We start from the raw sequence: 22476 nt of genomic DNA, 5'->3' as shown, positions 1-22476 counted from the left end.
AAACACTCCAACACAAAGTATCTTTCGAGAAACTCTACGTTGGAGTGTATATAAATGTTCTTACATTGATTCAGGTGCGCTTACACCGACCATTGCCAATGCATTTTTCAATGTAATTCTGACCGCTTCAATCATAGCAACATGTGCTTTTGTTTTTTCAATATCATCTGTTAACACTTTTTCAGCATTATAGAATTTATGGAAATGAGCAGCCAAGTCTTGAATATAGTTAGTAATTCTATGTGCTGATCTATGCTCAGCAGCACTTTCAATTGTAGGTTCGAAATCAGCTACTTTTTTCAACAATTCAATCGCTTTTTCATTTGTAATCGTTGTAAAATCATTCGCAGCAGTCACTTCAATACCTTGCTCTTTCGCTTGTTTTAAAATTGAACAAATACGCGCATGTGCATATTGAGCATAGTAAACTGGATTGTCTTGAGATTGCTCTTTCGCTAATTCCATATCAAAATCAAAGTGACTATCAGGACTACGCATAGTTAAGAAATAACGTGCAGCGTCAACGCCAACTTCGTCCATAATTTCTCTTAATGTAATCGCATTACCAGTACGTTTACTCATCTTCACTTCTTTACCATTTTCCATTAAACGAACCATTTGCATGATTTGAATTTCTAAACGATTACTATCTACACCAAACGTTTCAAGAGATGCTTTCAAACGATTAATATAACCATGATGATCAGCACCAAATAAATCGATTAAAATGTCATTACCACGTTTAACTTTATCGAAGTGGTACGCAATATCTGGTAAGAAATACGTATATGTACCGTCATTTTTAATTAATACTCTGTCTTTGTCATCTTTAAAATCAGTTGTACGTAACCATGTAGCGCCATCAGCTTCATACGTATAACCTAATTCTTTCATTTTTGCTAAAACTTCAAGAATTTCGCCTTTTTCATATAAAGATGTTTCACTAAACCAATTATCAAAATGCGTATTGAACTCTGCTAAATCATTTTTCAGTTTAGCCATTTCGTATTCTACGCCTAATTTTCTAAATTCTTTCAAACGTGCTTCTTCAGAATAATCTTTAATTTCAGGATGTTTCTCTGCTAAATCTTTACCTATTTCAATAATATCTTTACCATTATAGCCATCTTCTGGCATTGAATAACTATTGTCACCTAAAGCTTCAAAGAAACGTGTTTCAATCGAACGCGCTAAGTTAGTAATTTGATTACCAGCATCATTAATATAATATTCACGTGTTACATTATAGCCAGCTGCAGTTAAAATATTAGCTAAAGCATCACCAACTGCTGCATTTCTAGCATGACCAATATGTAAATCTCCTGTAGGGTTAGCTGAAACATACTCAAGCAATACATTTTGCCCTTTTGATTCATTTACATGTCCAAATTGATCACCTTTTTCAATTGCTTCAGGAATAATTGCTGTTAAATACTGATTATCTAAGTAAAAATTAATGAATCCTGGACCAGCAATGTCAATTTGTTTTACATGTGCTTTTTCAGTATCTAAGTTATCAACAATCGCTTGAGCAATTTCACGAGGATTACGCTTTGCAATCTTAGTCAGTACCATCGCAATATTAGTAGCATAATCTCCATTTTTTGTATCTTTAGGAACTTCAATTTTAATATCAGGAATCTCATCTGCTAATCCTGCTTTGTTAATACTTGCTGCAATTTCTTCTACTAATGTTTGTTTCACTTGATCAATAATATTCATTCGCCTATCTCCTTATAGTTAATTTCATATTGATAAGAACCCATTTTTTCATTATCTTGATATAATTCATAATGAATCTTTAGCTTGCCACCGTCTCCACTTACGAAATGTAAAATGCGTAATGTTTTAACTTCTAGTGGAATTCGTCCAGCCGATATATCGTAAAAAGTTGTTGTCGTTTGTCCTTCAACAAAATGCAAATTCATATTAATGTCGCCTTTACGAATCAACTTAACGCTATCATCATCCACTTTTATTGTAACATTAACTGTTGCATCCTCAATTTGTTCTACATACCGAATAAAGTTAGATTGCCTTTGTTGCCAAGTTCCTTCAGTAGTAAATTCAAATTTTTCTTTTTCGTTGTGCTGTTTCAACACTTGCTTTGTTTGAATACTTACTTTTTTATCCAATTTACTACTCACCTTAATCTTCGCATAATAGAAATATTATAGCATAAAATAAGGTCATCTTGTTATGCCTTCTTAAAGCTAAATAGGTTCAATTAATTAACAATTCCATACTTAATCAACGCTTCATATATGTAAGCCATTTTATAAAATACAAACAACACCTCAAAACCAAAAAAACACGAGATTTTCACTATCTTTCATGAAAACCTCGTGTTTGATTATAATGATAGTGTTCAGAGCACTATCTTCTTTATCTATATAGTCAGTTGATATTTTTAAAATTTAATAACCATTCTACCAGTTATAGTACCATTTTCCATTTCTTCAAAAATATCATTGATTTCTTCTAATTTTCTTAATTGAACTTTAGGTGTTACTTTATTTTCAGCAGCAAATTCAAACGCTTCACGTAAGTCTTGTCTTGTACCAACAAGTGAACCTACTACTTCAATACCGTCAAGCACTAATCTTGGGATATCTAAGTTCATTTTATCAACAAGTAAACCAACAGCAACAACTCTTGCACCAGCTTTTACAACATCAACCGCTTGGTTAAATGGCGTCTTAGCAACTGAAGTTACCACTGTTGCATCTAATCCTTTGTTATCAGTTAATTTCATAACTTCTGCAACTGGATCAACATCTTTAGAATTAATAATAGCATCTGCACCTAATTCTTTCGCGAATGCTAATTTATCATCATTGATGTCGAAGGCAACAATTTTAGCCCCCATAACGTTTTTAGCATATTGTAAAGCTAGGTTACCTAAACCACCTATACCAAAAACACCTAACCATTGTCCAGGTTTTACATTACTTACTTTTACAGCTTTATAAGTTGTCACACCTGCGCATGTAATAGAAGACGCTGCTGCTGGATCTAATTTTTCAGGTACTTTCACAGCATAGTCTGCAGTAACAATAACTTGTTCAGCCATTGCACCATCTACTGTATAACCAGCATTTTTCACACTACGGCAAAGTGTTTCACGACCTGTTGTACAATATTCACATCTTCCACAGCTTTCGAACATCCAAGCGATAGACACACGGTCTCCAATTTTTAATGATTCTACATCTTCCGCAACTTCGATGACTTTACCAATACCTTCATGACCTAAAGTAACGCCTGTAACATCACCAAAATCAGCATTCTTAACATGTAAATCGGTATGACAAACGCCACAATATTCCGTTTGTACCAACGCTTCACCAGGTTTTAAAGCTCTTAACTTTTTGTCCTCAATACTTACTTTGTGATCTTTCGTTACAACTGCTGCTCTCATAATAATGTCCTCCTTATAGTCACTCCAGTATGTATGATATTAATTGGCTATTACTTTCAAAAAAGAAAACGAATAATTATAGATGTAATTTTTATTTGTAATAGACGCCAGATTAAAACATACTACTGTGACCTTGTTTTTAGTTAGATATCAACCGTTAACTTTTAACGTTTCCCTAGTTAATATGTTAAAAGAAATGACATAATCGATATGCTAACGTGTAATTTTTACTTCACATATATTTATTTAAAGATAATTTATAATACTCTTATCTTCACTCTTATTATAATGTGAATTAATTCACAAAGTATATAGCTATGATCAAAAAAATGTGTCAGTTATTCAAATTTTTTATTAACTACAGATTAATTTAATTTCAAAAAAATAAAAAAAACTCCCAATCAATCTAAGACTTTATTTTCACCTCAAGATTTACGTCGTCATTGAGAAATGAATCATATCTTTATAGATTAATTGGGAAATTTTAGTTTCTAATATTTAATTAAATGCTTGATGTAAAGCATCAGAAGAATGCTTCCACATACCTTCATCATGGTTCATTAAAAAGTCTTTTAAAATAGCTTTATTCTCGTCACCAATTTGATCAATGATAATATGATGTTTCATTGATTTATCCATCATATTAACATGTTCAGGCATACTTTTATAACCACGACGAATTGCTTTATTCACTAATAAATAGCACGCTGTTAAACCAGCATAATATGGTCCTTGTTCATTACGTTCTGTTGTTACCCAACACAACCAATATTCTTTAGCTTCATCGCCTTCAACAGCAGCTTTATCAGTAATCCATTTCACGCCTTTTTCAACTTTGGCGCGAGCATGCATGCCTCCAATATCAATAAATGCTTCTTTGTTAGCAACATCGATAAAAACTGGTGCAATATTGTCTAAGCTAATTGAACCAATATTTGTACCTTTATGACCATCTAGAGGGTCATTTTTTATGATATTAAAATTAAAGCCTTTTTTCTCAGACAATGATATAACCTCCATATTTAACGATAACAATTTTAGCCCTTTTTAATTAAGCTCATTAATCAAATTTTCAATAGCTTCTCTAATTGTCTTATCTTTAATCTTTGCAACCATTTCTCTAGGATAATATAATTTATAGTCTTGGCGATTAATGCCTGTAATACTATGAATGACTAAAGATTGATTGCTTATTTCTCTAATCGTACCATCTTGTCTTAATAAATGAATCGGTTTGCGATTTGACCCAGGTCGATCATAGTCATATGGCAAATCCGAAAATGCTTCACTCACAAAATAATAATCTGGATTAATACCACCTGCTTCAAACAGTTCTTGCAGTTCTGATATTGTAATAATTGAGCCATCAAATGGAATATATTTAAATAAGTCTCTATTAATAAATCGACTTGCTAAATCACTTAAAATAGCATCATCTTCTTTTGTCCATTTTTCCAAATAATACGTAACTACCGCTTCATCGAGTTCAACATATTGTTCAATCGTAACTGTCTCTTCAAAAAATGGAATAAAATCATGTGGATGCAACTTAAATTCATAGCCTTCATTATAAAGCTGTTTTGCGCGTTTCAAACAATTATTAAGCAGCACTTCTCCACCACGACTAACTGGGTGGAAATAAATTTGCCAATACATTTGATAACGACTCATAATAAAGTTTTCAACTGCATGCATACCACTTTCTTTAATTAGTACTTCATCTTTAGAAGGTCGCATTAATCTTAAAATACGTTCCATATCAAAAGCACCATATGATACACCTGTGAAATACGCATCACGTTGTAAATAATCCATTCTATCCGCATCGATTTGTGACGAAATCATCGAAATGACCAATTTATTATGATGCGTTTTATTAATTACTTCCGCAACTTCTCTTGGAAACTCAGGCGCCACTTTACGTAATACAGCATTCACCTCAGTATCTCCAGTAATAATCGCTTGTGTGTATGCTTCATGGTCTGTATTAAATATTTTTTCAAAACTATGTGAAAATGGACCATGTCCTAAATCATGTAATAATGCAGCACATAATGCCAACGGTCTATCTTTATTGTCCCATGCATCATGACCAATAAATGACTCATCAATTAATCGTCTAACTATTTCATACACACCTAAAGAATGTCCAAAGCGACTATGTTCTGCTGTGTGAAAAGATAGGTACAGTGTTCCTAGTTGTCTAATTCGACGTAACCTTTGGAATTCCTTAGTTTTAATTAAATCCCATATCAATTGATCTTCAACATGAATATATCGATGTATCGGGTCTTTAAAAACTTTTTCTTCTACTAATTTTAAATCTACAAATGCGTTAGTCATTATTCCCCTCCTTTTCGTTTAATATAATATTTAATTTACTTAAAATGCTTTGTACATAAGTGCTAAGTCTAACTTTTCGCCATACATTTCTGGCTGATAAGAGCGTAAGATTGTAAAACCTTGCTCTTTATAGTAAGCTACTGCTTCTTCATTTTTATTATCTACTTCTAAGTAAACACCTTCAAATTTATCTTCAAAACGTGATAATCCTTCATTTAACAATGCTGTACCATAACCTGTATGTTGCGATTCTGGTTTAACATAATGAGCTGATAAATATAATTCTTCACCGTAAATAAAGTTAGCAAAGCCAACGATGTCATTACCTTCTTCAACGACTAAGAATAATTGTTCTTGAAGTCTTTTCTTTAAATGATGTTCATTATATGAAGCTTCTAACAAGTGATTAACTGTTGTCGCAGCGTATATATTTAAGTATGTATTAAACCAAGCTTTAGTTGCGACATCTCTAATTTGAACAACATCTTTTTCAGTTGCTTGTCTTACCTTGAACATGACTTTCTCCCCTTATTAACAAGTTTTAATAACGGCATTATACCACAACTTGCTCAATACTTAATAAACAATGATTGTCTATTCAATTTATATATTTATATTTTCCGTTAAAATTAAAAATAAAAATAACGAAGCAAAAAATCACTTCGTTTAGTATGAGGTATGTCTTATTGCAATATACTATTCCACTCAGTTGCACGTGCTAAGGCATAGTTGTCTTTCATGATGTCACCAGGCTTTTCAGCAGTTCCAATAATATAACCATTTAAAGTGGCACCTAAAAAGTCTAAACTATATTTCATTTGCGTAATTGCTGGCTTCGCTTTTATTTTTGGACAATCTCCACCAACTAAAATAACTCTAAAATCCTTTTCGGCCATTTGTGCCTTAAAATTAGGATATCGTTTATCTTGTAATGTTTCTGACCAATGTTCGATAAATGCTTTCAATGGTGCTGAAATGCTATACCAATACACTGGTGATGCAAAAATAATTGTATCACTAGCCAATATTTTATCTAGAATCGGCAAATAGTCATCGTCATATGAAGTAATAGTCTCTGCTGTATGTCTCACGTCACGTATCGGTTTAAACTGATGTTGTGTCACGTCAATCCATTGATACTCTAAATCTTGCAAAGCGAATTTTGTTAATTGTGCAGTATTACCGTTTGGTCTACTCCCACCAAACAAAACAGTAATCATTTTAGCCTAACCTCACTTTTGATTAATAAATATCTGTGTTTTTCGTTACCTAATTATACTATCATAAGCTTTGCCTACCGAATAGTAAAACGCTTACAACTTTTATATAAATTTGACGAAATTTCGTCATCCTTATATAACGTCGTTTGTGATACGGGGCTAATTCATGATGAATTAGATACATATGTCACCATTAAATACAATTCATTTAGTCTTCAATCGGAAACAGTTCATCGATATATTGAATCTCATCATCTGATAAAACGATATCTGCAGCTTTAATATTTTCAACGACTTGTTCTGCACGTTTTGCACCAGGAATAATCACATCGATAGCTGGTCTCGTTAAATAAAATGCTAATACAATGTTCGCAATTGAAGTTTGATGTGCTGCAGCTAGGCTTTCCAAAGCTTTTACGCGACGCACATTCTCTTCAAAAACACCAGGTATAAAATCACGACGTGTAGTACGATGGTCACTAAATTTAGTGTTCTCATCATATTTTCCAGCTAAAATACCGGATGCTAATGGGAAATAAGGAATAAATGTGATTTGGTGATCAACACAATATTGCAATACTGCCTCATTTTCGCGGTGCAATAAATTATATTCTAACTGTACAACATCAACGTAACCATCTTTATTTGCTTCTTTAAGTTGATCTAATGTGAAATTTGATACACCAATGGCTTTAATCTTCCCTTGTTCCTTAAGCTCTTGTAATGCTGCAACTGCTTGATCTTTCGGAGTGTTGTCATCCGGAAAATGAATATAATATAAATCGATATAATCAGTTTGTAGACGTTTCAAACTATTCTCAACTTGTTGTTTTAAATATTCAGGTTGATTGTTCTGATGTACTTCTTGATTTTCATCAAATTCATGAGACCCTTTTGTAGCAATTTTAATTTGCTCTCGCGGATATTCTTTAACAACTTCTCCAACCAATTCTTCTGATCGTTCTGGCCCATAAATATATGCCGTATCTAATAAATTAATACCATGATTAATGGCTTGACGAACAACATCTTTTCCTTGTTCTTCATCTAAGTTCGGATATAAATTATGCCCACCTACTGCGTTCGTCCCAAGTGCGATTGGAAACACTTCAACATCAGATTTACCTAAGTTTACAAATTGCTTCATTAGACCCAGCTCCTTATCTTTATAACTTTTCCACTATCACACTACCATGATTTAATACAACTTCCAAATGTTAGAATTAGGGTTTGAATTTAGGCGGTGTTTTAGAAAAACGTTATGTAGAACTCAGTTAAAATAAGTATTGTTTAAGTTGATATTCACATAGCGCGATTGCTCGTTGACCTTTAAATTACATGTACTTTTGAATCAGAAATTGAAAAACATTTAAGAACGACAACATTAAAGCCATTACAAATTCAATTAGAAATACTATAATGTTTTGATTTGCATAACAAAGAAATTAAAACTGTTAATATTAACATGGGATATCCATTATAAAATATTCATCTTTGTAGTTGATAATTCTATATTTCGGATTTTTATTCATTCTATCTATGAGTCAAATTTTTATATTAAATTTAATAATTTTAGATTTAAAAAACTCATTTATTATTCAGCTTTTTTAAGAAGTATTACATGAGCTTTTTTAATGCCAATGGGAACAATGTTTATAAAAAAGAAAAACATAGTTACTGCACCCCAACAGATAAATATAATTATATTTTGAACATCTATAGTTATCAGGGCATATAAAGTGAAAAATGAAAAACCACCGAAATATAAATATGCAAATATTATAAAGAAAAAATGTTTTAAATTAGGTAGCAATATCATTTTCTGACTTTTTTCTTTATTCATAGTAAAAACACTTAATGCTAGCCTACGATTTAAATTTAGGTAGAAAAATAAAATACCAAGAAATACAACAAAAAATATGGCTATTACTATTGTTTTTTCCAATCTAACATTAAATAAAGGCATATACTTTCTAAAAGTCACACTAAATAAAACTGAACTACCTAATGCTGGCCAAAATGCATTGTTTTTAGCAGGTTTGAAAGTATTTAAACTTTCTAATTCTTCTTGACTGATCTTGATGTATCTTTTTGGTGTCAACCAATTAAGCAATGGAATGAATAAAACTAACCAATTATTTATTATATTCACCATCAAATATTCATCATTATATTTAATAATTCTATATTTGGGATTTTTGTATATAGCTATTACCTCGCAAACCAATGTCTCCACATCCCTTTAATTTTATGTGTAATACATTTTTCGATACTTCAAAAGACATTAAAATATTATCAACTTACTATCATTAAAAATTTTATTCATTGTTATTTGCATATCTTTAATCTGAATTTATTACCACCATTTAATTTTTAAGTATGACATGAATGTTTTTATCTATAATTAAAGCTATATTCACTAGAAAAAAACCCATTATTGCTGTAATCCAAGCAAAATATACTATTATGTTTTGATAACTCATTGATAATAGAGCATATGAGAAAACCACTGTCCAAAAAATTAAAAAAACATATCCGAACAATGTGAAACAAAAATTTTTTAGTGTTGGTATTAAGATGATTTTCGACCTTTTATTTTTAGTATTATAAATATTTAAAGATGATTTTTTAATTAGGCGTACATAAAATATTAAAATCCCTATAAATGTGATACAACATATGGCAATAACTAATTTTTTATCAAGTTGAGTGTCAAGTAAATGCGTATACTTTCTTAATGTAACTGCGAATAAAGTAGAGATACCTGCAACTGGCCAAAAAACATTCTTTTTAGCAGGTTTAACAATATTTAAATTTTCAAACTCTTCTCTACTAATTTTGACGTATCTTTTGGTGATGAACCAATTAATAAAAGGAAAAAACAAACTAATCCAAGTGCTTATTATATCGATCATTAAGTACTCATCATTATATTTAATAATTCTATATTTTGGATTTTTATTGATGATTTTAGATTCGCATAGCATTGATTATCAATTCCACCTTATTCTAATTATTTTTATTTGAAGAGTGGCTAACATAATATAATTAGTTATTAATTCGCTTTTTATAACTTTAGCTGTTTTATTTCCCTGTTCTAAGATAGCTCCTCGATTTAAAATCATTGCTTTTTATGAACCAACATTTAAGTATCCGATACTACCTAAGTTAATCAATTTTACTACTTATTTGTTTTTAAAATAACATGAATATTTTTATCTAAAACCGATGACATATTCAGTAGAAAGAAGCATGCAGTCATGCCAATTAAAGCAAGAAATTCTATTATATTTTGAGGGGATGAAGTTACTAACATACTCAGAGCCATTGTTGACAATCCACCAAATAATATATAAGCAAATAAAGATAAACAAATATTTTTAAATGTAGGTATTAATATGATCTTTTCGTTATTACTTTTATTTTTATCAAAAATATGTAACTTCAATTTTGTATTTATATATATAAACAATGCGAAAACACCTAGAAGTATCATGCAGCATGTTAATATAACTAATTCTTTTTCTAAATGGATATTAAGCAAATAAATATATTTTCTTGTTAAGGTTGTTAATAACACTGCAAATCCTGCAACAGGCCAGAAAGTATTATTTTTAGCGGGTTTGACAATATTTAAACTTTCAAATTCTTCTCTACTAATTTTCACGTACTTTTTGGGAATAAACCAATTAATCATGGGCAAAAAATAAGCAATCCAAGTACTTACTAAATCAACCATGAAATACTCCTCATTATATTTAATGATCCTGTATTTTGGGTTTTTATTAATGACTCGAGATTCACAAAGCACTGTTTATCACTTCCTACTTTTACTTAGTAATCTTTATTTGAAGAACGGTTAACATAATATTGTTAGTCATTTTTCTACCTTTTTATAACATATACTTTTTTATTGACTACCAAAGCTACATTACTAAGTAAGAACATTATTACAAGCATAATCCAAGTAATAAATAAAATGATGTTTTGAATACCTTCTGTGATAAACATATAAAAAGCAAGTATGCTTAAACCACCAAAAATAATATACGAAAGGAGCATTAAGCATAAATTTTTAAAAGTTGGTATTAAAATTATCTTTTCATCACAGTTATTTCTATCATAAACATTTAATTTAGATTTCGAATTAATATATAAAGCTGAAAGGAAAACCCCCAAAAGTACGAGACAACATAAAATATTTACAGCAATTTGATTAACTTGTATATTTAACAACTGTATATATTTTCTCGTCAATACTGCCAATAAAACTGATCCCCCACCTGCTATCCATCCAGCTGAGCTACTATTTTTCGGTGTAAATGTATTTAATTCTTCAAACTCACTTTGACTAATCTTCGCATATTTCTTAGGTACACCCCAATTAAGCATTGGAATGAAGAAGAAAATCCAAGAACTAGTTACATCAACCATTAAAAACTCGTTCTTATATTTTATAATTTTATATCTCGGGTTCTTATTTATATTTTTTGATTCACAAATCAACACTTACCACTCCCATTTCATAGGGTTTATATGATTGCTAATACTTTTTGTAGCTTCACCAACGACATTTCCAATGCTATCTACTGTATTTACCGTTGACTTTTTGAAATTATCAATACCTTCATCTATCTTATGTCCAACCCAATCAGTTTTATCTTTTAACCCCAAAATATTTGCTTGGTAAGCCCAATCAGCAAGGTGGGTAGCTCCAATACCTACTGCCAAACCTCCTAAAGCAGCCCAACCAACTGGGTTACTAGCAAGTGCGACTATTGTTGCTGAAGTAGCAATTCCAGCACCAGTACCTATTCCTGTAGTTAAAGCATTATGCGACAACGCCTCCCCAAATGTTTTATCATCATTTGCAAGGTCATCATACATACCTATACCAAATCCTACACCTGCAACACCTTTACCTAGATATTTTCCACCTTTAGCAAATTTACTACCATTTTCTATAAACACATTACCTGATGTACGTTTGACTTCCACAAATGAATTTGGACCGGCTGGGCCTTTCACTCCACCTGCTGTATTGATAAATACACCGAATTTACTTGCATTTATACCGCCTTGCTCTAAAAGTGTTGAAGTGATATCTAATCCTATATCTCTTTTAATACTGTCTTTATTGTCATTTATATATTTCATTATACTTTTCGGGATATCGTCTTCTGGATGCTCTTTGGCATATGCCTTTATAACAGCAAAGTCTGCTTTATTTAAAGTTTCTTTCTCTGCTTTATGTTCAATTTTCCCCATAGCAACTTTCAAATATTTTTCATGACTTGCTTTAGCCCAATCAAGTTCTTTACCTGAAGGTATATTAAATTGATTTGTTGAAAAGTTCCAAAAATTCTGCGCTTGGGTAAGTCCTTGTTGGACAATTTTTTGAAATTCTTCAACTTCTTTAAATATTTCTGGTGATTTTTGATTAAACTCACGCAATTTGCGTAGCTTCTCTTCTAATTCATGTTTTTGTTGACCTAATGTTCGTATTATTTGTTGGTTCGATGAAATGGCTTGCTGATTATCGGAAGCATGCTTTTTCAAATTGTTATTCAAATTTTCATATCGCGTAATTTGTTGACTTAATGATCTGATATCTTCTTCAAGCTCTGATTCTTTTAAAGATATGCTATCAACCTCACTCGTATAACGTGACACAAAATTATCGCAAGCTTGCTTCGTTAAATCACTCAATGTTTTCATACTTGTTGATAATGGAATTAACACCGTACTAAAAAATTGCTTAGCTGACGTATACGCTTTCCCTTTAAGCGCATCATCATTAATAAATTGAGTAATTGCTTTTTCCAACGCATCATAATTTGAATTCATTGTTTGACTCAAATTCCCCACACTTGAAGCTTGGTTTCGAGATCTGTCTAAATACATGTCAATACTCATCGGCATGCTCCTTTTTCAAAAATATATGATTTTCAAACTATTTAAAATCAAATGCTTTTTACATCTACAAAGTTGTAAAATTTTAAAACTCGGCGATGATTATTTCTTATGTAAAGGAGTCTAGATGCAGGTAAATTGAGATAACATGTCGCCTTTTTTCTTATTTTAGCATATGGATATAATGGTGTCTTTGTATATTCGCAATTAATCAATAAAAATTATCTTTCAATATTTTAATTTTATTGCGACAACATCCTTAACATTAAATATATTAATATCTCAAAATATATTCACTATTAAAATATGTCATCAGTTGTTAAAAGTATTTCCTCATCATGCGAAATATCAAAACGTATCTAAAATACGAATAAGTTTATACAATCACACAACATCATCATTCAAAATTTTATTGCTCTCATTTTCAATATTCATTTCATATCTATCAGTTCATACATAATTAAAATTTCAATTGTGCAATCTCACCGTTAATGCATCAACTTTCAAACAATAAATCATCACAATAACCACACCTAATTCAACACTTTTCAAACATAAGTATTGACACATTGAGCAAAATGATTTTTAATTGCAACTAATACAGTTACAATTATGAGGTGAGAAACATTGAATTTAGAATTTAACATTGCCGTGCATGTATTAGCTTTTTTAACTAAGCATCATTCAGAAAAATTCAATAGTAGTTCATTAGCAGAATTAACTTGTTTAAATCCTGTTCAATTACGACGCGTGACGACTCAACTTGTCGATTTAAAAATGATTGACACAATACGAGGTAAAGATGGCGGTTATTTAGCAAATGATCAAAGTGCTGATGTCTCTCTAGCAACATTATATAAACATTTTGTCTTAGAGAAAGAACACCACACACGTCTATTTACTGGCGACGAAGGCAGTCACTGTCAAATTGCTCGTAATATTGCAACTACCATGTCACATTATCAGCAAGACGAACAGAATATCATTATTAATTTTTATAATGGAAAAACAATCAAAGATGTCATTGAAGACATTCAAAAGGAGGATTTATGTCATGAAAACATATGATTTAATTGTAATAGGATTTGGGAAAGCTGGTAAAACTTTAGCGAAATACGCTGCATCAACAGGTCAACACGTCGCAGTTATCGAACAATCTTCGAAAATGTATGGAGGCACTTGTATAAATATAGGATGTATACCTTCGAAGACACTTGTACATGATGGATTAGAAGGCAAATCTTTTGAAGCAAGTTATAACCGTAAAAACGATGTTGTCAATGCGCTAAACAATAAAAATTACCACTTATTAGCAGACGATAACAACATTGATGTACTGGATTTTAAAGCGCAGTTTAAATCTAATACTGAAGTGAATTTATTAGATCAGCATGGCGATATCGCCGATAGTATTACTGCACCTCATATCATTATTAATATCGGTGCTACCTCTGTCATTCCTAACATAAAAGACCTTGATCAAGCTAAACATGTCTTCGATTCAACAGGTTTATTAAACATTAACTATCAACCTAAGCACCTCGTTATTGTAGGTGGCGGTTATATCGCCTTAGAATTTGCTTCAATGTTTGCGAATTTAGGTAGTAAGGTTACAGTATTAGAACGTGGTGAATCATTTATGCCACGCGAAGATCAAGATGTCGTTGCACATGCTATTACTGACTTAGAAAATAAAGGCATTGCATTGCATACAAATGTTGAAACGACTGAATTGTCATCTGACGATCATCATACAACAGTCCGTACTAACGTTGGCAACTTTGAGGCTGATGCAGTACTTTTGGCTATCGGACGCAAACCGAATACAGATTTAGCTTTAGAAAATACTGATATCGAATTAGGCGACAGAGGCGAAATTAAAGTCAATGCTCATCTTCAAACAACTGTGCCGCATATTTATGCTGCAGGTGATGTTAAAGGCGGACTTCAATTTACGTATATATCTTTAGATGATTATCGAATTATCAAATCAGCGTTATATGGTAATCAGTCACGTACGACTGACAATAGAGGCAGCGTGCCTTATACAGTATTTATAGATCCACCATTATCACGTGTTGGATTAACTAGTAAAGAAGCAGCCGCTCAACATTATGATTACACTGAACACCAACTTTTAGTAAGTGCAATACCTCGTCACAAAATTAACAATGATCCAAGGGGTTTATTTAAAGTAGTCATTAATAATGAAAATAATATGATTTTAGGTGCTACATTATATGGTAAGCAATCTGAAGAATTAATTAATATAATTAAACTTGCGATTGATCAAAACATTCCATATACCGTATTACGAGATAATATTTATACACATCCTACGATGGCCGAATCATTTAATGATTTATTTAATTTCTAGACAAAACATAAAAACCTGGTGGCACGCATTGAATGATGCTGCCATCAGGTTTTATTGTTGTGCTTTTCGCTTTTCTAATTTTTCTTTAAGCTTTCTATCTTGTTCTTCTTTACGACGTTTACGTTCTTCATGTCGTTTTCTTAAACGCTCTTCTTCTTCAGGATCACGTGGTTTCTTTAATTGTTGAGAAACTTTTTCGATTAATTCTTCTTCAGTAAGCGCAGCCAGTGGGCGGTTATTAACAAAAGTGAATGTTTTTCGGCGTCCAGGTCCACAATAAGATTGACAACCTATCACGATTTCAGCATCGGGATCTAATTTTTCCAACTTCTTTTGTAACGTTCTAATATTGACTGCCTGACATTCATCACAAATAAGGAATGTATTTTTCATATTGCTACCCACCTTTCTTTATCATATCTATATCGTCGATTTCATTAATTTTTTCGTTAACTCTATCTATTTTACTCTTTTTAATATTTTTTTCAAGATACGTAACACGGCTGGCAATAAAAAATGGAGCATTTATCTTCTAATTAAATTAGATGATTGCTCCCCTATCAAATCATTTATTGCCCATGATAAATATTAAATTTTAATGGTTTAATACCATGTTTTGTCCATTCATCATAAATTTTTTCTTTATCTACATCTTTATTGATAATTGTAATACCACAGTCTCCACCACCAGCGCCTGATGTTTTAGATGCGCCGTGATACTTTTCAGCAATATCACACAAATATTTTAGCTTTTCAGTTTCTATATCAACTGTAGCTTCTTTATCCATACGTTGAATAATTGTACGATTCTGACGCACCATCTTTTGCACACCTTTAATGTTATTTGTTTTAAAAGCATGAATAAGTTTTTCAACACAACGATGTGAATCTTCTAAGAAGTCACCGTAAAATGAAGGATCTGATTTCAAACGTTTCACTTCGCTAACAAAGTGTGGTGATGACGCCGGTGAGCCAGTCCAACCGATAAGTACTTCCATATTTTCAGGTGCTTGTAATGGTTCGATGTGCAATCCAGGCCAGTTTTTGATTAAAACTTCTTCAACCGTAGTATCTTCAATTTGATGCTTAACCCATTCATGATCAAAAGTACTATACGCTAGCCATCCACTATATACACTCACAGCAATATCTCCGCATGAACTTAAACTTTGTAACTTCATATTTGCAATCACTGCTAGTTTATAAATGTATAAATTAGATAACTTCATATCATAAAATTCATTTAATACTTTTATAACTGACACAAGTACTGCTGCACTTGAACCTAATCCATATTTATGACCATTTGAATCATCTAAATTACTATCAATAGTCAGATGAAAATGCTTCATCGCTATATCGCAACTTTTCGCGTATTGTTCAAATATTTCAATAGCTGTGACCACATAATTTAATTGTTTTGCTGCATGTGGATCTGAAATGACAATACTATCTTCATCTCTACTAAATGTAACTGGGTTATGATGTAATGCTTTTGAATGAATGGTACCTTTATATTGGTCTGCTTCTTCAATAGTAGCAGTTACAAAACGATCTAACGCAATAAGTACAGATTTATATCCTGGTTCTGTTACAGCATATTCTCCAGCAATATAAAGTTTTCCGGGTGCTTTGACCTGAATCATTTTATCTCTTCCTTACTCAATTATTTCAATTCCTGTGGCAATAATGTCACTATCAATAATTTGGTTATTATCAAACTGTGTTAATAATTTATCTATAATCTGTTGCTTGTTTTTCTTTTCTACAAGTATTTTCACATTAGGACCCGCATCCATCGTAAAATAACACGGATATCCCGCTTCTCGGCATTCGTGAACGAGCGCCATGACATCATAACTTTCTTGCACAAGATATGTGAACGGCGGTGTTGATCCTAGATTCGTGGCATGCATACGCAAACCATTTTCTTCAATTACTTCACCAAGGCGTTTAAAATCTTTGTCTTGAATCGCTGCTTTTGCTTCAGTTAAATCTTCATCAATATGATCTAACCAATATTGATAAAACCTTGATGTGTTTCGTGTCAACGACATACCATATCGACTAGGTACCTTTTTAGAATGTTGATTAATCACAACAAATATCATGGCAAGGTCATCTTCAAAATGATTCGATTCAAGTGGAACGGCATATGACGTCTCATCATTATACCCTTTTTCCCATTCTGCAAATCCACCATAAATACTACGCGATGCAGAACCCGAACCAATTCGCGCCAATCTCGATAAATCCTTATCTGACAGCTGCAAGTCTAGTGCTTGATTACAAGCTGCTGCTAAAGCTGCATATGCGCTTGCTGATGAAGCCAACCCTGCTGCTGTTGGTACAAAATTGTCGCTTTCAATTTCTGCATACCAATCGATGCCAGCTCTATTTCTGACAATATCCATATATTTTGAAATTTTCTCTAATTCTTTGCCACTAACCTTTTCACCATTCAACCAAAATTGATCCTGTGTTAACTGGTCGTTAAAAGTGACTTTCGTTTCAGTGTAAAATTTTTCTAATGTAACAGATATGCTATTATTCATTGGAATGATTAGTGCTTCATCTTTTTTACCCCAATATTTTATAAGTGCAATATTCGTATGTGCACGTGCTTTGCCACTTTTAATCAACGCATTAACCTCCTAAATTCTCAATCCAAGTATGTGCTGCACCAGCTTTTTCTACAGCTTTTACAATATTTTTCGCTGTTGGTAAATCTTTGGCAAGCAATAACATACTTCCGCCACGACCAGCACCAGTAAGTTTTCCAGCAATCGCACCATTTTCTTTACCAATTTTCATTAATTGTTCTATTTTATCATGACTAACTGTCAACGCCTTTAAATCCGCATGACATTCATTAAAAATATCCGCTAAGGCTTCAAAGTTATGATGTTCAATCACATCACTCGCACGTAAAACTAACTTACCGATATGTTTTACATGTGACATGTACTGAGGGTCCTCACAAAGTTTATGAACATCTTCTACTGCTTGTCTTGTTGAACCTTTCACACCAGTATCTATAACAACCATATAGCCGTCTAAACTTAACGTTTTCAACGTTTCAGCATGACCTTTTTGGAACCAAACTGGTTTGCCTGATACAATCGTTTGCGTATCAATACCACTTGGTTTACCATGTGCAATTTGCTCTGCCCAATTAGCCTTTTCAATGAGTTCTTCTTTCGTTAATGATTTCCCTAAAAAATCATAACTTGCACGAACAAAAGCAACCGCGACAGCTGCACTCGATCCTAATCCACGTGATGGTGGTAAATTCGTTTGGATCGTTACTGCTAGCGGCTCTGTAATATTATTTAATTCTACAAAACGGTTCACCAAAGACTTAAGATGGTCAGGCGCATCATATAACATACCATCGTAAACATCGCTTTTAATAGACGAATAGTTCCCGCTCTCTAAGGCTTCTATTAAAACTTTGATTTTACCTGCGTTAAACGGTACTGCAATAGCAGGCTCTCCAAATGTAACAGCATGTTCTCCTATTAAAATAATCTTACCTGTCGATTCCCCATATCCTTTTCTTGTCATGTCAATATCACCTTTTATATTTATCCTATACTTGATTCATTATTTTTATTTATTAGTAAAAGACATCATATTCTAAGTTGCATACGCATTCGCGTTAAATTTCATTGCAGTCTTTATCTCACATTATTCATATTATGTATAATCTTTATTTTGAATTTATATTTGACTTAACTTGATTAGTATAAAACTAACTTTCGTTTACTTCAAAGTTTAAATCTTATCGAGTGATATTTCAGATTCTTTATCTTTTTATAAAATAGCCCTACAATTTATAATTTTCCACCCTAACTATAATACTACAAATAATAATTGGAATATATAGATTTACTACTAAAGTATTAGAACATTTCAATAGAAGGTCGTTTCTTTCATAGTCATACGCATTATATATACCCTATTCTCAATCTATTTAATACGTAAAACATGAAATTTTCTTATTAAATTTATTATTTCCATCATATCATTACTTTTAATTTAATGATGTTCAATTTAAATATTAGGTCAATAACATATTTATGCTTTTTATGGATACTTTCAAAAATAACAGCCCCAAACGATAACTTGAAAGGGGCTGTTAAATATTTAACTATTGCATTTGATCTATCATTTTCTTGTTTCTTTCAATCATTTTATCAAAATACGTATCGTATCTTTGCCATTCTTCTTGAGTAATTGGCGTCATATTTAATACACCGCCAAGATCTTTGATTGCATATAATAGTAAAAACATTACATCTTGAACAGTAATCGTTTTGTTAAGCAATGTCTCTAATGAGGCCATACAAGATGGTTCAATTTCAGGATATTTAAATTTAGTCACTTCACCTTTTAAAGCATGTTCATAAAATGTTTGCATCATCAATGCACGTTCTGAACCAGAGCCTTCAACACAAAGATAAATTTGTACAGCAATACCGCCTCTAACTCTTCGTTGCGATATGCCTGCAAATTTCTTACCATCGATACTTAAGTCAAATTTTCCTGGGCAATAAGAATGTTCAATTTCCATCGTATCAATATCAACATTCTCATCTTCGAACATTTTGCTAATTAAGAGATACATCACAGTAAACGCTTCATCAATCGTTGTTTCTGTTTGTCCTTTGAACATCAGCGATATATTTAATACACCTTGATCTAGAACGACACCTAAGCCACCAGAATTTCTAACAATGGCATTATAACCAATCTCATTCGTTAAATAATCAATGCCATCTTTTAAAAACGGCAATCTTGAATCATGAATACCAAGAATAACAGTATGTTGATGAATCCAAGTACGCACAACATTATCTGATATATCTTTGCCCACACTTTCGCAAAATGTATCATCGAATGCGAAAGATTGCATAGGTTCTAATCCAGAAGAATGATCGATATATCGCCAGTTGACGCCATTAAAATATTTACTCGCTAAATCCATCGTTATTGTAAGGCTTGCGCTGCTGTAATAATTGAAAGATTGTATACATCTTCAATTGAGCAGCCACGTGATAAGTCATTTACTGGAGAATTTAAACCTTGTAATACTGGACCAACTGCATCATATCCACCTAAACGTTGTGCAATTTTGTAACCAATATTACCAGCTTCTAAACTTGGGAATACAAAGACATTTGCATCACCTTGTAATTTAGCACCTGGCGCTTTTTTCTCAGCAACACCTGGTACAATCGCAGCATCAAATTGGAATTCGCCATCAATGATTGCTTCTAATTTTTCTTCTTCAGCTTTTTGTTGTGCTAATTTGACAGCTTCTTGAACTTTTGTCACGTCGTCTGATTTAGCAGACCCTTTTGTTGAAAAGCTTAACATTGCAACTTTTGGATCCATGCCAAAGCTTAATGCTGATTTTGCACTTTCTACTGCAATTTCTGCAAGTCCTTGTGAATCAAGTTCTGGATTGATTGCACAATCACCAAAGATGTATTGTTCATCACCTTTAATCATAAAGAAGATACCTGATGTTCTTGATACACCTGGTTTCGTTTTGATGATTTGTAAAGCTGGACGCACAGTGTCTCCTGTTGAATGTGCTGCACCACTAACTAAACCATCTGCTTTACCAGCATAAACAAGCATTGTACCGAAGTAGTTCACATTGTTTAATAATTCTTGTGCTTGTTCTTCAGTCGCTTTACCTTTACGTCGTTCAACAAATGATTGAACTAATTCAGCTTTCAATTCACTTGTCGCAGGATTAATTAATTCAATATTAGAAATATCAAGATCAAGTTTTTGCGCTAAAGATTGAACCTTAGTCTCATCACCTAACACGATTGGTGTAACATAATCTGTTGCTTGTAATTGTGTTGCAGCTGTTAGAACACGTTCGTCCTCTCCTTCAGGTAATACGATTTTAACGTTTTTACCAGAAAGTTTGTCTTTTAATACATTTAATAAATCAGCCATAATGTCCTCCTGTAATATAAATCTTATTAATCATTCACGGTATAATTATACGCCATTTTATTTCATAATGCCACGTCACCAATTTGTAATCATAATTTTATCGTTACCCCTTTGCTTTATGATAAAATTTATAAAGAACTGATGATTTTTGAAAAGGAGCGATAAACATGAGTCAAGCAGCCGAAACATTAGATGGTTGGTATAGTCTACATTTATTTTATGCAGTTGATTGGGCATCATTACGTCTAGTTCCAAAGGACGAACGCGATGCACTTGTCACTGAATTTCAATCATTTTTAGAAAATACAGCAACTGTAAGATCATCAAAATCTGGTGATCAAGCTATTTATAATATAACTGGTCAAAAAGCAGATTTGTTATTATGGTTCTTACGTCCTGAAATGAAGTCTTTAAATCATATTGAAAATGAATTTAACAAATTGCGCATTGCTGACTTCTTAATCCCTACATATTCATATGTATCAGTCATTGAATTGAGCAATTATTTAGCTGGTAAATCTGATGAAGATCCTTATGAGAACCCTCATATCAAAGCAAGATTATACCCAGAATTACCACATTCTGATTATATTTGTTTCTATCCAATGAACAAACGTCGTAATGAAACTTATAACTGGTACATGTTAACTATGGAAGAACGCCAAAAATTAATGTATGACCATGGTATGATTGGTAGAAAATATGCTGGCAAAATCAAACAATTTATTACTGGTTCTGTAGGGTTTGATGATTTCGAATGGGGCGTAACATTGTTCTCAGATGACGTATTACAATTCAAAAAAATTGTATACGAAATGCGCTTTGATGAAACAACAGCACGATACGGTGAATTCGGTAGTTTCTTTGTAGGACATCTTATTAACACAAACGAATTCGATCAATTCTTTGCGATTTCTTAATACATTGGTACGTTTATAAATTAATAAAAAAATTCCAAGCTTATCGGTTTAAGCTTGGAATTTTTCGTTTATCTTCAGTATATTCCCGTATACATAAGACGTGATTTGGTAAATAGTTGAAATCTGTATGTTTAAACTTATATATATGTGCTAATGTATTATCAATAACAAAGTACACTTTGCTCATAGCAAAGTGTACCCGAGTAGTCTTCCTTGGGAGAACTTTAACTACTATCACTACATATAAACGTTAACCTCAATAGAAATTATACAGTCGCTACTCTATACAATTTTTGTAATGGT

Annotated in this window: 24 protein-coding genes and 1 pseudogene; 3 read left to right on the top strand and 22 right to left on the bottom strand. The window is 32.2% G+C overall.

Annotation, left to right across the window (positions count from 1 at the left end):
- Positions 1 to 60: 60 nt before the first annotated feature.
- The 16 genes and pseudogenes from argS to KI230_RS02925 form a co-directional block, all read right to left on the bottom strand.
- Positions 61 to 1722: an arginine--tRNA ligase gene (gene argS, locus KI230_RS03000; RefSeq protein ID WP_001021144.1), complete on the bottom strand. Its 1662-nt coding sequence runs from the start codon at positions 1720 to 1722 to the stop codon at positions 61 to 63.
- Positions 1719 to 2135: a YwiB family protein gene (locus KI230_RS02995; protein WP_000359086.1), complete on the bottom strand. Its 417-nt coding sequence runs from the start codon at positions 2133 to 2135 to the stop codon at positions 1719 to 1721. The genes argS and KI230_RS02995 overlap by 4 nt, the downstream gene beginning before the upstream one ends.
- Before the next feature lie 92 nt (positions 2136 to 2227).
- Positions 2228 to 2336, bottom strand: a pseudogene (locus tag KI230_RS02990) (hypothetical protein).
- Between the two features lie 74 nt (positions 2337 to 2410).
- Complete coding sequence (adhP, locus tag KI230_RS02985; protein WP_214958314.1) at positions 2411 to 3421, bottom strand: alcohol dehydrogenase AdhP; 1011 nt, start codon at positions 3419 to 3421, stop codon at positions 2411 to 2413.
- Positions 3422 to 3919: 498 nt separating this feature from the next.
- The gene (locus KI230_RS02980; RefSeq protein WP_001788287.1) at positions 3920 to 4441 is read right to left on the bottom strand and encodes a YwhD family protein; all 522 of its coding nucleotides are present in this window, start codon (positions 4439 to 4441) and stop codon (positions 3920 to 3922) included.
- A gap of 27 nt (positions 4442 to 4468) precedes the next feature.
- Positions 4469 to 5764, bottom strand: coding sequence for an HD domain-containing protein (locus KI230_RS02975; RefSeq protein WP_000180145.1), 1296 nt, complete (start codon positions 5762 to 5764; stop codon positions 4469 to 4471).
- 39 nt (positions 5765 to 5803) lie between these two features.
- The gene (locus KI230_RS02970; protein ID WP_000477505.1) at positions 5804 to 6280 is read right to left on the bottom strand and encodes a GNAT family N-acetyltransferase; all 477 of its coding nucleotides are present in this window, start codon (positions 6278 to 6280) and stop codon (positions 5804 to 5806) included.
- Positions 6281 to 6447: 167 nt separating this feature from the next.
- On the bottom strand, positions 6448 to 6984 hold the full coding sequence (locus KI230_RS02965; RefSeq protein WP_000633782.1) for a flavodoxin family protein: 537 nt from the start codon (positions 6982 to 6984) through the stop codon (positions 6448 to 6450).
- A 208-nt stretch (positions 6985 to 7192) separates the two neighbouring features.
- Positions 7193 to 8131, bottom strand: coding sequence for an aldo/keto reductase (locus tag KI230_RS02960; protein WP_000808892.1), 939 nt, complete (start codon positions 8129 to 8131; stop codon positions 7193 to 7195).
- A 447-nt stretch (positions 8132 to 8578) separates the two neighbouring features.
- Positions 8579 to 9211, bottom strand: coding sequence for a DUF443 family protein (locus KI230_RS02955; protein WP_000226989.1), 633 nt, complete (start codon positions 9209 to 9211; stop codon positions 8579 to 8581).
- A gap of 139 nt (positions 9212 to 9350) precedes the next feature.
- Positions 9351 to 9971: a DUF443 family protein gene (locus KI230_RS02950; RefSeq protein ID WP_000882092.1), complete on the bottom strand. Its 621-nt coding sequence runs from the start codon at positions 9969 to 9971 to the stop codon at positions 9351 to 9353.
- Positions 9972 to 9977: 6 nt separating this feature from the next.
- Positions 9978 to 10109 (bottom strand): hypothetical protein, encoded by a 132-nt coding sequence (locus KI230_RS02945; protein WP_138277909.1) that lies wholly within the window; start codon positions 10107 to 10109, stop codon positions 9978 to 9980.
- A 56-nt stretch (positions 10110 to 10165) separates the two neighbouring features.
- Entirely contained in the window at positions 10166 to 10795 is a 630-nt protein-coding gene (locus KI230_RS02940; RefSeq protein WP_001834198.1) for a DUF443 domain-containing protein, read from the bottom strand.
- Positions 10796 to 10869: 74 nt separating this feature from the next.
- Positions 10870 to 11490, bottom strand: a complete 621-nt coding sequence (locus tag KI230_RS02935; RefSeq protein ID WP_014533155.1) for a DUF443 domain-containing protein — start codon at positions 11488 to 11490, stop codon at positions 10870 to 10872.
- A 3-nt stretch (positions 11491 to 11493) separates the two neighbouring features.
- Positions 11494 to 12900, bottom strand: a complete 1407-nt coding sequence (locus KI230_RS02930; protein WP_000020803.1) for a T7SS effector LXG polymorphic toxin — start codon at positions 12898 to 12900, stop codon at positions 11494 to 11496.
- A gap of 465 nt (positions 12901 to 13365) precedes the next feature.
- The gene (locus tag KI230_RS02925; protein ID WP_001788276.1) at positions 13366 to 13467 is read right to left on the bottom strand and encodes a hypothetical protein; all 102 of its coding nucleotides are present in this window, start codon (positions 13465 to 13467) and stop codon (positions 13366 to 13368) included.
- Positions 13468 to 13524: 57 nt separating this feature from the next.
- Between KI230_RS02925 and hypR the strand changes: the two genes are divergently transcribed.
- Together hypR and merA are read left to right on the top strand one after the other, a co-directional pair.
- Positions 13525 to 13965 (top strand): redox-sensitive transcriptional regulator HypR, encoded by a 441-nt coding sequence (gene hypR, locus KI230_RS02920; protein ID WP_001047239.1) that lies wholly within the window; start codon positions 13525 to 13527, stop codon positions 13963 to 13965.
- Complete coding sequence (gene merA / locus KI230_RS02915; protein WP_138271823.1) at positions 13952 to 15274, top strand: hypothiocyanous acid reductase MerA; 1323 nt, start codon at positions 13952 to 13954, stop codon at positions 15272 to 15274. The genes hypR and merA overlap by 14 nt, the downstream gene beginning before the upstream one ends.
- 51 nt (positions 15275 to 15325) lie before the next feature.
- Here the strand turns inward: merA and KI230_RS02910 are convergent, their stop codons facing one another.
- The 6 genes from KI230_RS02910 to pta form a co-directional block, all read right to left on the bottom strand.
- Positions 15326 to 15667: a YuzB family protein gene (locus tag KI230_RS02910; protein ID WP_000798967.1), complete on the bottom strand. Its 342-nt coding sequence runs from the start codon at positions 15665 to 15667 to the stop codon at positions 15326 to 15328.
- Between the two features lie 176 nt (positions 15668 to 15843).
- Positions 15844 to 16920, bottom strand: coding sequence for a phosphomevalonate kinase (locus tag KI230_RS02905; RefSeq protein ID WP_000616885.1), 1077 nt, complete (start codon positions 16918 to 16920; stop codon positions 15844 to 15846).
- 12 nt (positions 16921 to 16932) lie between these two features.
- Positions 16933 to 17916 carry a diphosphomevalonate decarboxylase gene (gene mvaD, locus KI230_RS02900; RefSeq protein ID WP_000597330.1) on the bottom strand — a complete coding sequence of 328 codons (984 nt, stop codon included), beginning with the start codon at positions 17914 to 17916 and terminating at the stop codon, positions 16933 to 16935.
- Between the two features lie 4 nt (positions 17917 to 17920).
- Positions 17921 to 18841 (bottom strand): mevalonate kinase, encoded by a 921-nt coding sequence (gene mvk, locus KI230_RS02895; protein WP_000197034.1) that lies wholly within the window; start codon positions 18839 to 18841, stop codon positions 17921 to 17923.
- A gap of 586 nt (positions 18842 to 19427) precedes the next feature.
- On the bottom strand, positions 19428 to 20264 hold the full coding sequence (locus tag KI230_RS02890; protein ID WP_000362356.1) for a lipoate--protein ligase family protein: 837 nt from the start codon (positions 20262 to 20264) through the stop codon (positions 19428 to 19430).
- 2 nt (positions 20265 to 20266) lie between these two features.
- Complete coding sequence (gene pta / locus KI230_RS02885; RefSeq protein ID WP_000774281.1) at positions 20267 to 21253, bottom strand: phosphate acetyltransferase; 987 nt, start codon at positions 21251 to 21253, stop codon at positions 20267 to 20269.
- Positions 21254 to 21420: 167 nt separating this feature from the next.
- Here pta and hemQ point away from each other — a divergent pair, with 167 nt between their 5' ends.
- Entirely contained in the window at positions 21421 to 22173 is a 753-nt protein-coding gene (gene hemQ, locus KI230_RS02880; protein WP_000075714.1) for a hydrogen peroxide-dependent heme synthase, read from the top strand.
- Positions 22174 to 22476 lie beyond the last annotated feature (303 nt).

It is taken from the genome of Staphylococcus sp. MZ3 (genome assembly GCF_018622755.1).
In the GTDB taxonomy this organism is placed as follows: domain Bacteria; phylum Bacillota; class Bacilli; order Staphylococcales; family Staphylococcaceae; genus Staphylococcus; species Staphylococcus aureus.
This window is presented reverse-complemented; position numbering and strand designations above follow the sequence as displayed.

Bases quoted from the DNA above. Each gene is read 5' to 3' on its own strand.
- pta (WP_000774281.1), bottom strand. From the start codon at position 21,253: ATGGCTGATTTATTAAATGTATTAAAAGACAAACTTTCTGGTAAAAAC.
- KI230_RS02950 (WP_000882092.1), bottom strand. From the start codon at position 9,971: ATGCTATGCGAATCTAAAATCATCAATAAAAATCCAAAATATAGAATT.
- KI230_RS02930 (WP_000020803.1), bottom strand. From the start codon at position 12,900: ATGAGTATTGACATGTATTTAGACAGATCTCGAAACCAAGCTTCAAGT.
- KI230_RS02910 (WP_000798967.1), bottom strand. From the start codon at position 15,667: ATGAAAAATACATTCCTTATTTGTGATGAATGTCAGGCAGTCAATATT.
- KI230_RS02945 (WP_138277909.1), bottom strand. From the start codon at position 10,109: ATGATTTTAAATCGAGGAGCTATCTTAGAACAGGGAAATAAAACAGCT.
- KI230_RS02975 (WP_000180145.1), bottom strand. From the start codon at position 5,764: ATGACTAACGCATTTGTAGATTTAAAATTAGTAGAAGAAAAAGTTTTT.
- hemQ (WP_000075714.1), top strand. From the start codon at position 21,421: ATGAGTCAAGCAGCCGAAACATTAGATGGTTGGTATAGTCTACATTTA.
- adhP (WP_214958314.1), bottom strand. From the start codon at position 3,421: ATGAGAGCAGCAGTTGTAACGAAAGATCACAAAGTAAGTATTGAGGAC.
- KI230_RS02970 (WP_000477505.1), bottom strand. From the start codon at position 6,280: ATGTTCAAGGTAAGACAAGCAACTGAAAAAGATGTTGTTCAAATTAGA.
- mvk (WP_000197034.1), bottom strand. From the start codon at position 18,841: ATGACAAGAAAAGGATATGGGGAATCGACAGGTAAGATTATTTTAATA.
- KI230_RS02925 (WP_001788276.1), bottom strand. From the start codon at position 13,467: ATGTGTCAATACTTATGTTTGAAAAGTGTTGAATTAGGTGTGGTTATT.
- KI230_RS02890 (WP_000362356.1), bottom strand. From the start codon at position 20,264: ATGGATTTAGCGAGTAAATATTTTAATGGCGTCAACTGGCGATATATC.
- KI230_RS02905 (WP_000616885.1), bottom strand. From the start codon at position 16,920: ATGATTCAGGTCAAAGCACCCGGAAAACTTTATATTGCTGGAGAATAT.
- KI230_RS02965 (WP_000633782.1), bottom strand. From the start codon at position 6,984: ATGATTACTGTTTTGTTTGGTGGGAGTAGACCAAACGGTAATACTGCA.
- KI230_RS02980 (WP_001788287.1), bottom strand. From the start codon at position 4,441: ATGGAGGTTATATCATTGTCTGAGAAAAAAGGCTTTAATTTTAATATC.
- argS (WP_001021144.1), bottom strand. From the start codon at position 1,722: ATGAATATTATTGATCAAGTGAAACAAACATTAGTAGAAGAAATTGCA.
- merA (WP_138271823.1), top strand. From the start codon at position 13,952: ATGAAAACATATGATTTAATTGTAATAGGATTTGGGAAAGCTGGTAAA.
- KI230_RS02960 (WP_000808892.1), bottom strand. From the start codon at position 8,131: ATGAAGCAATTTGTAAACTTAGGTAAATCTGATGTTGAAGTGTTTCCA.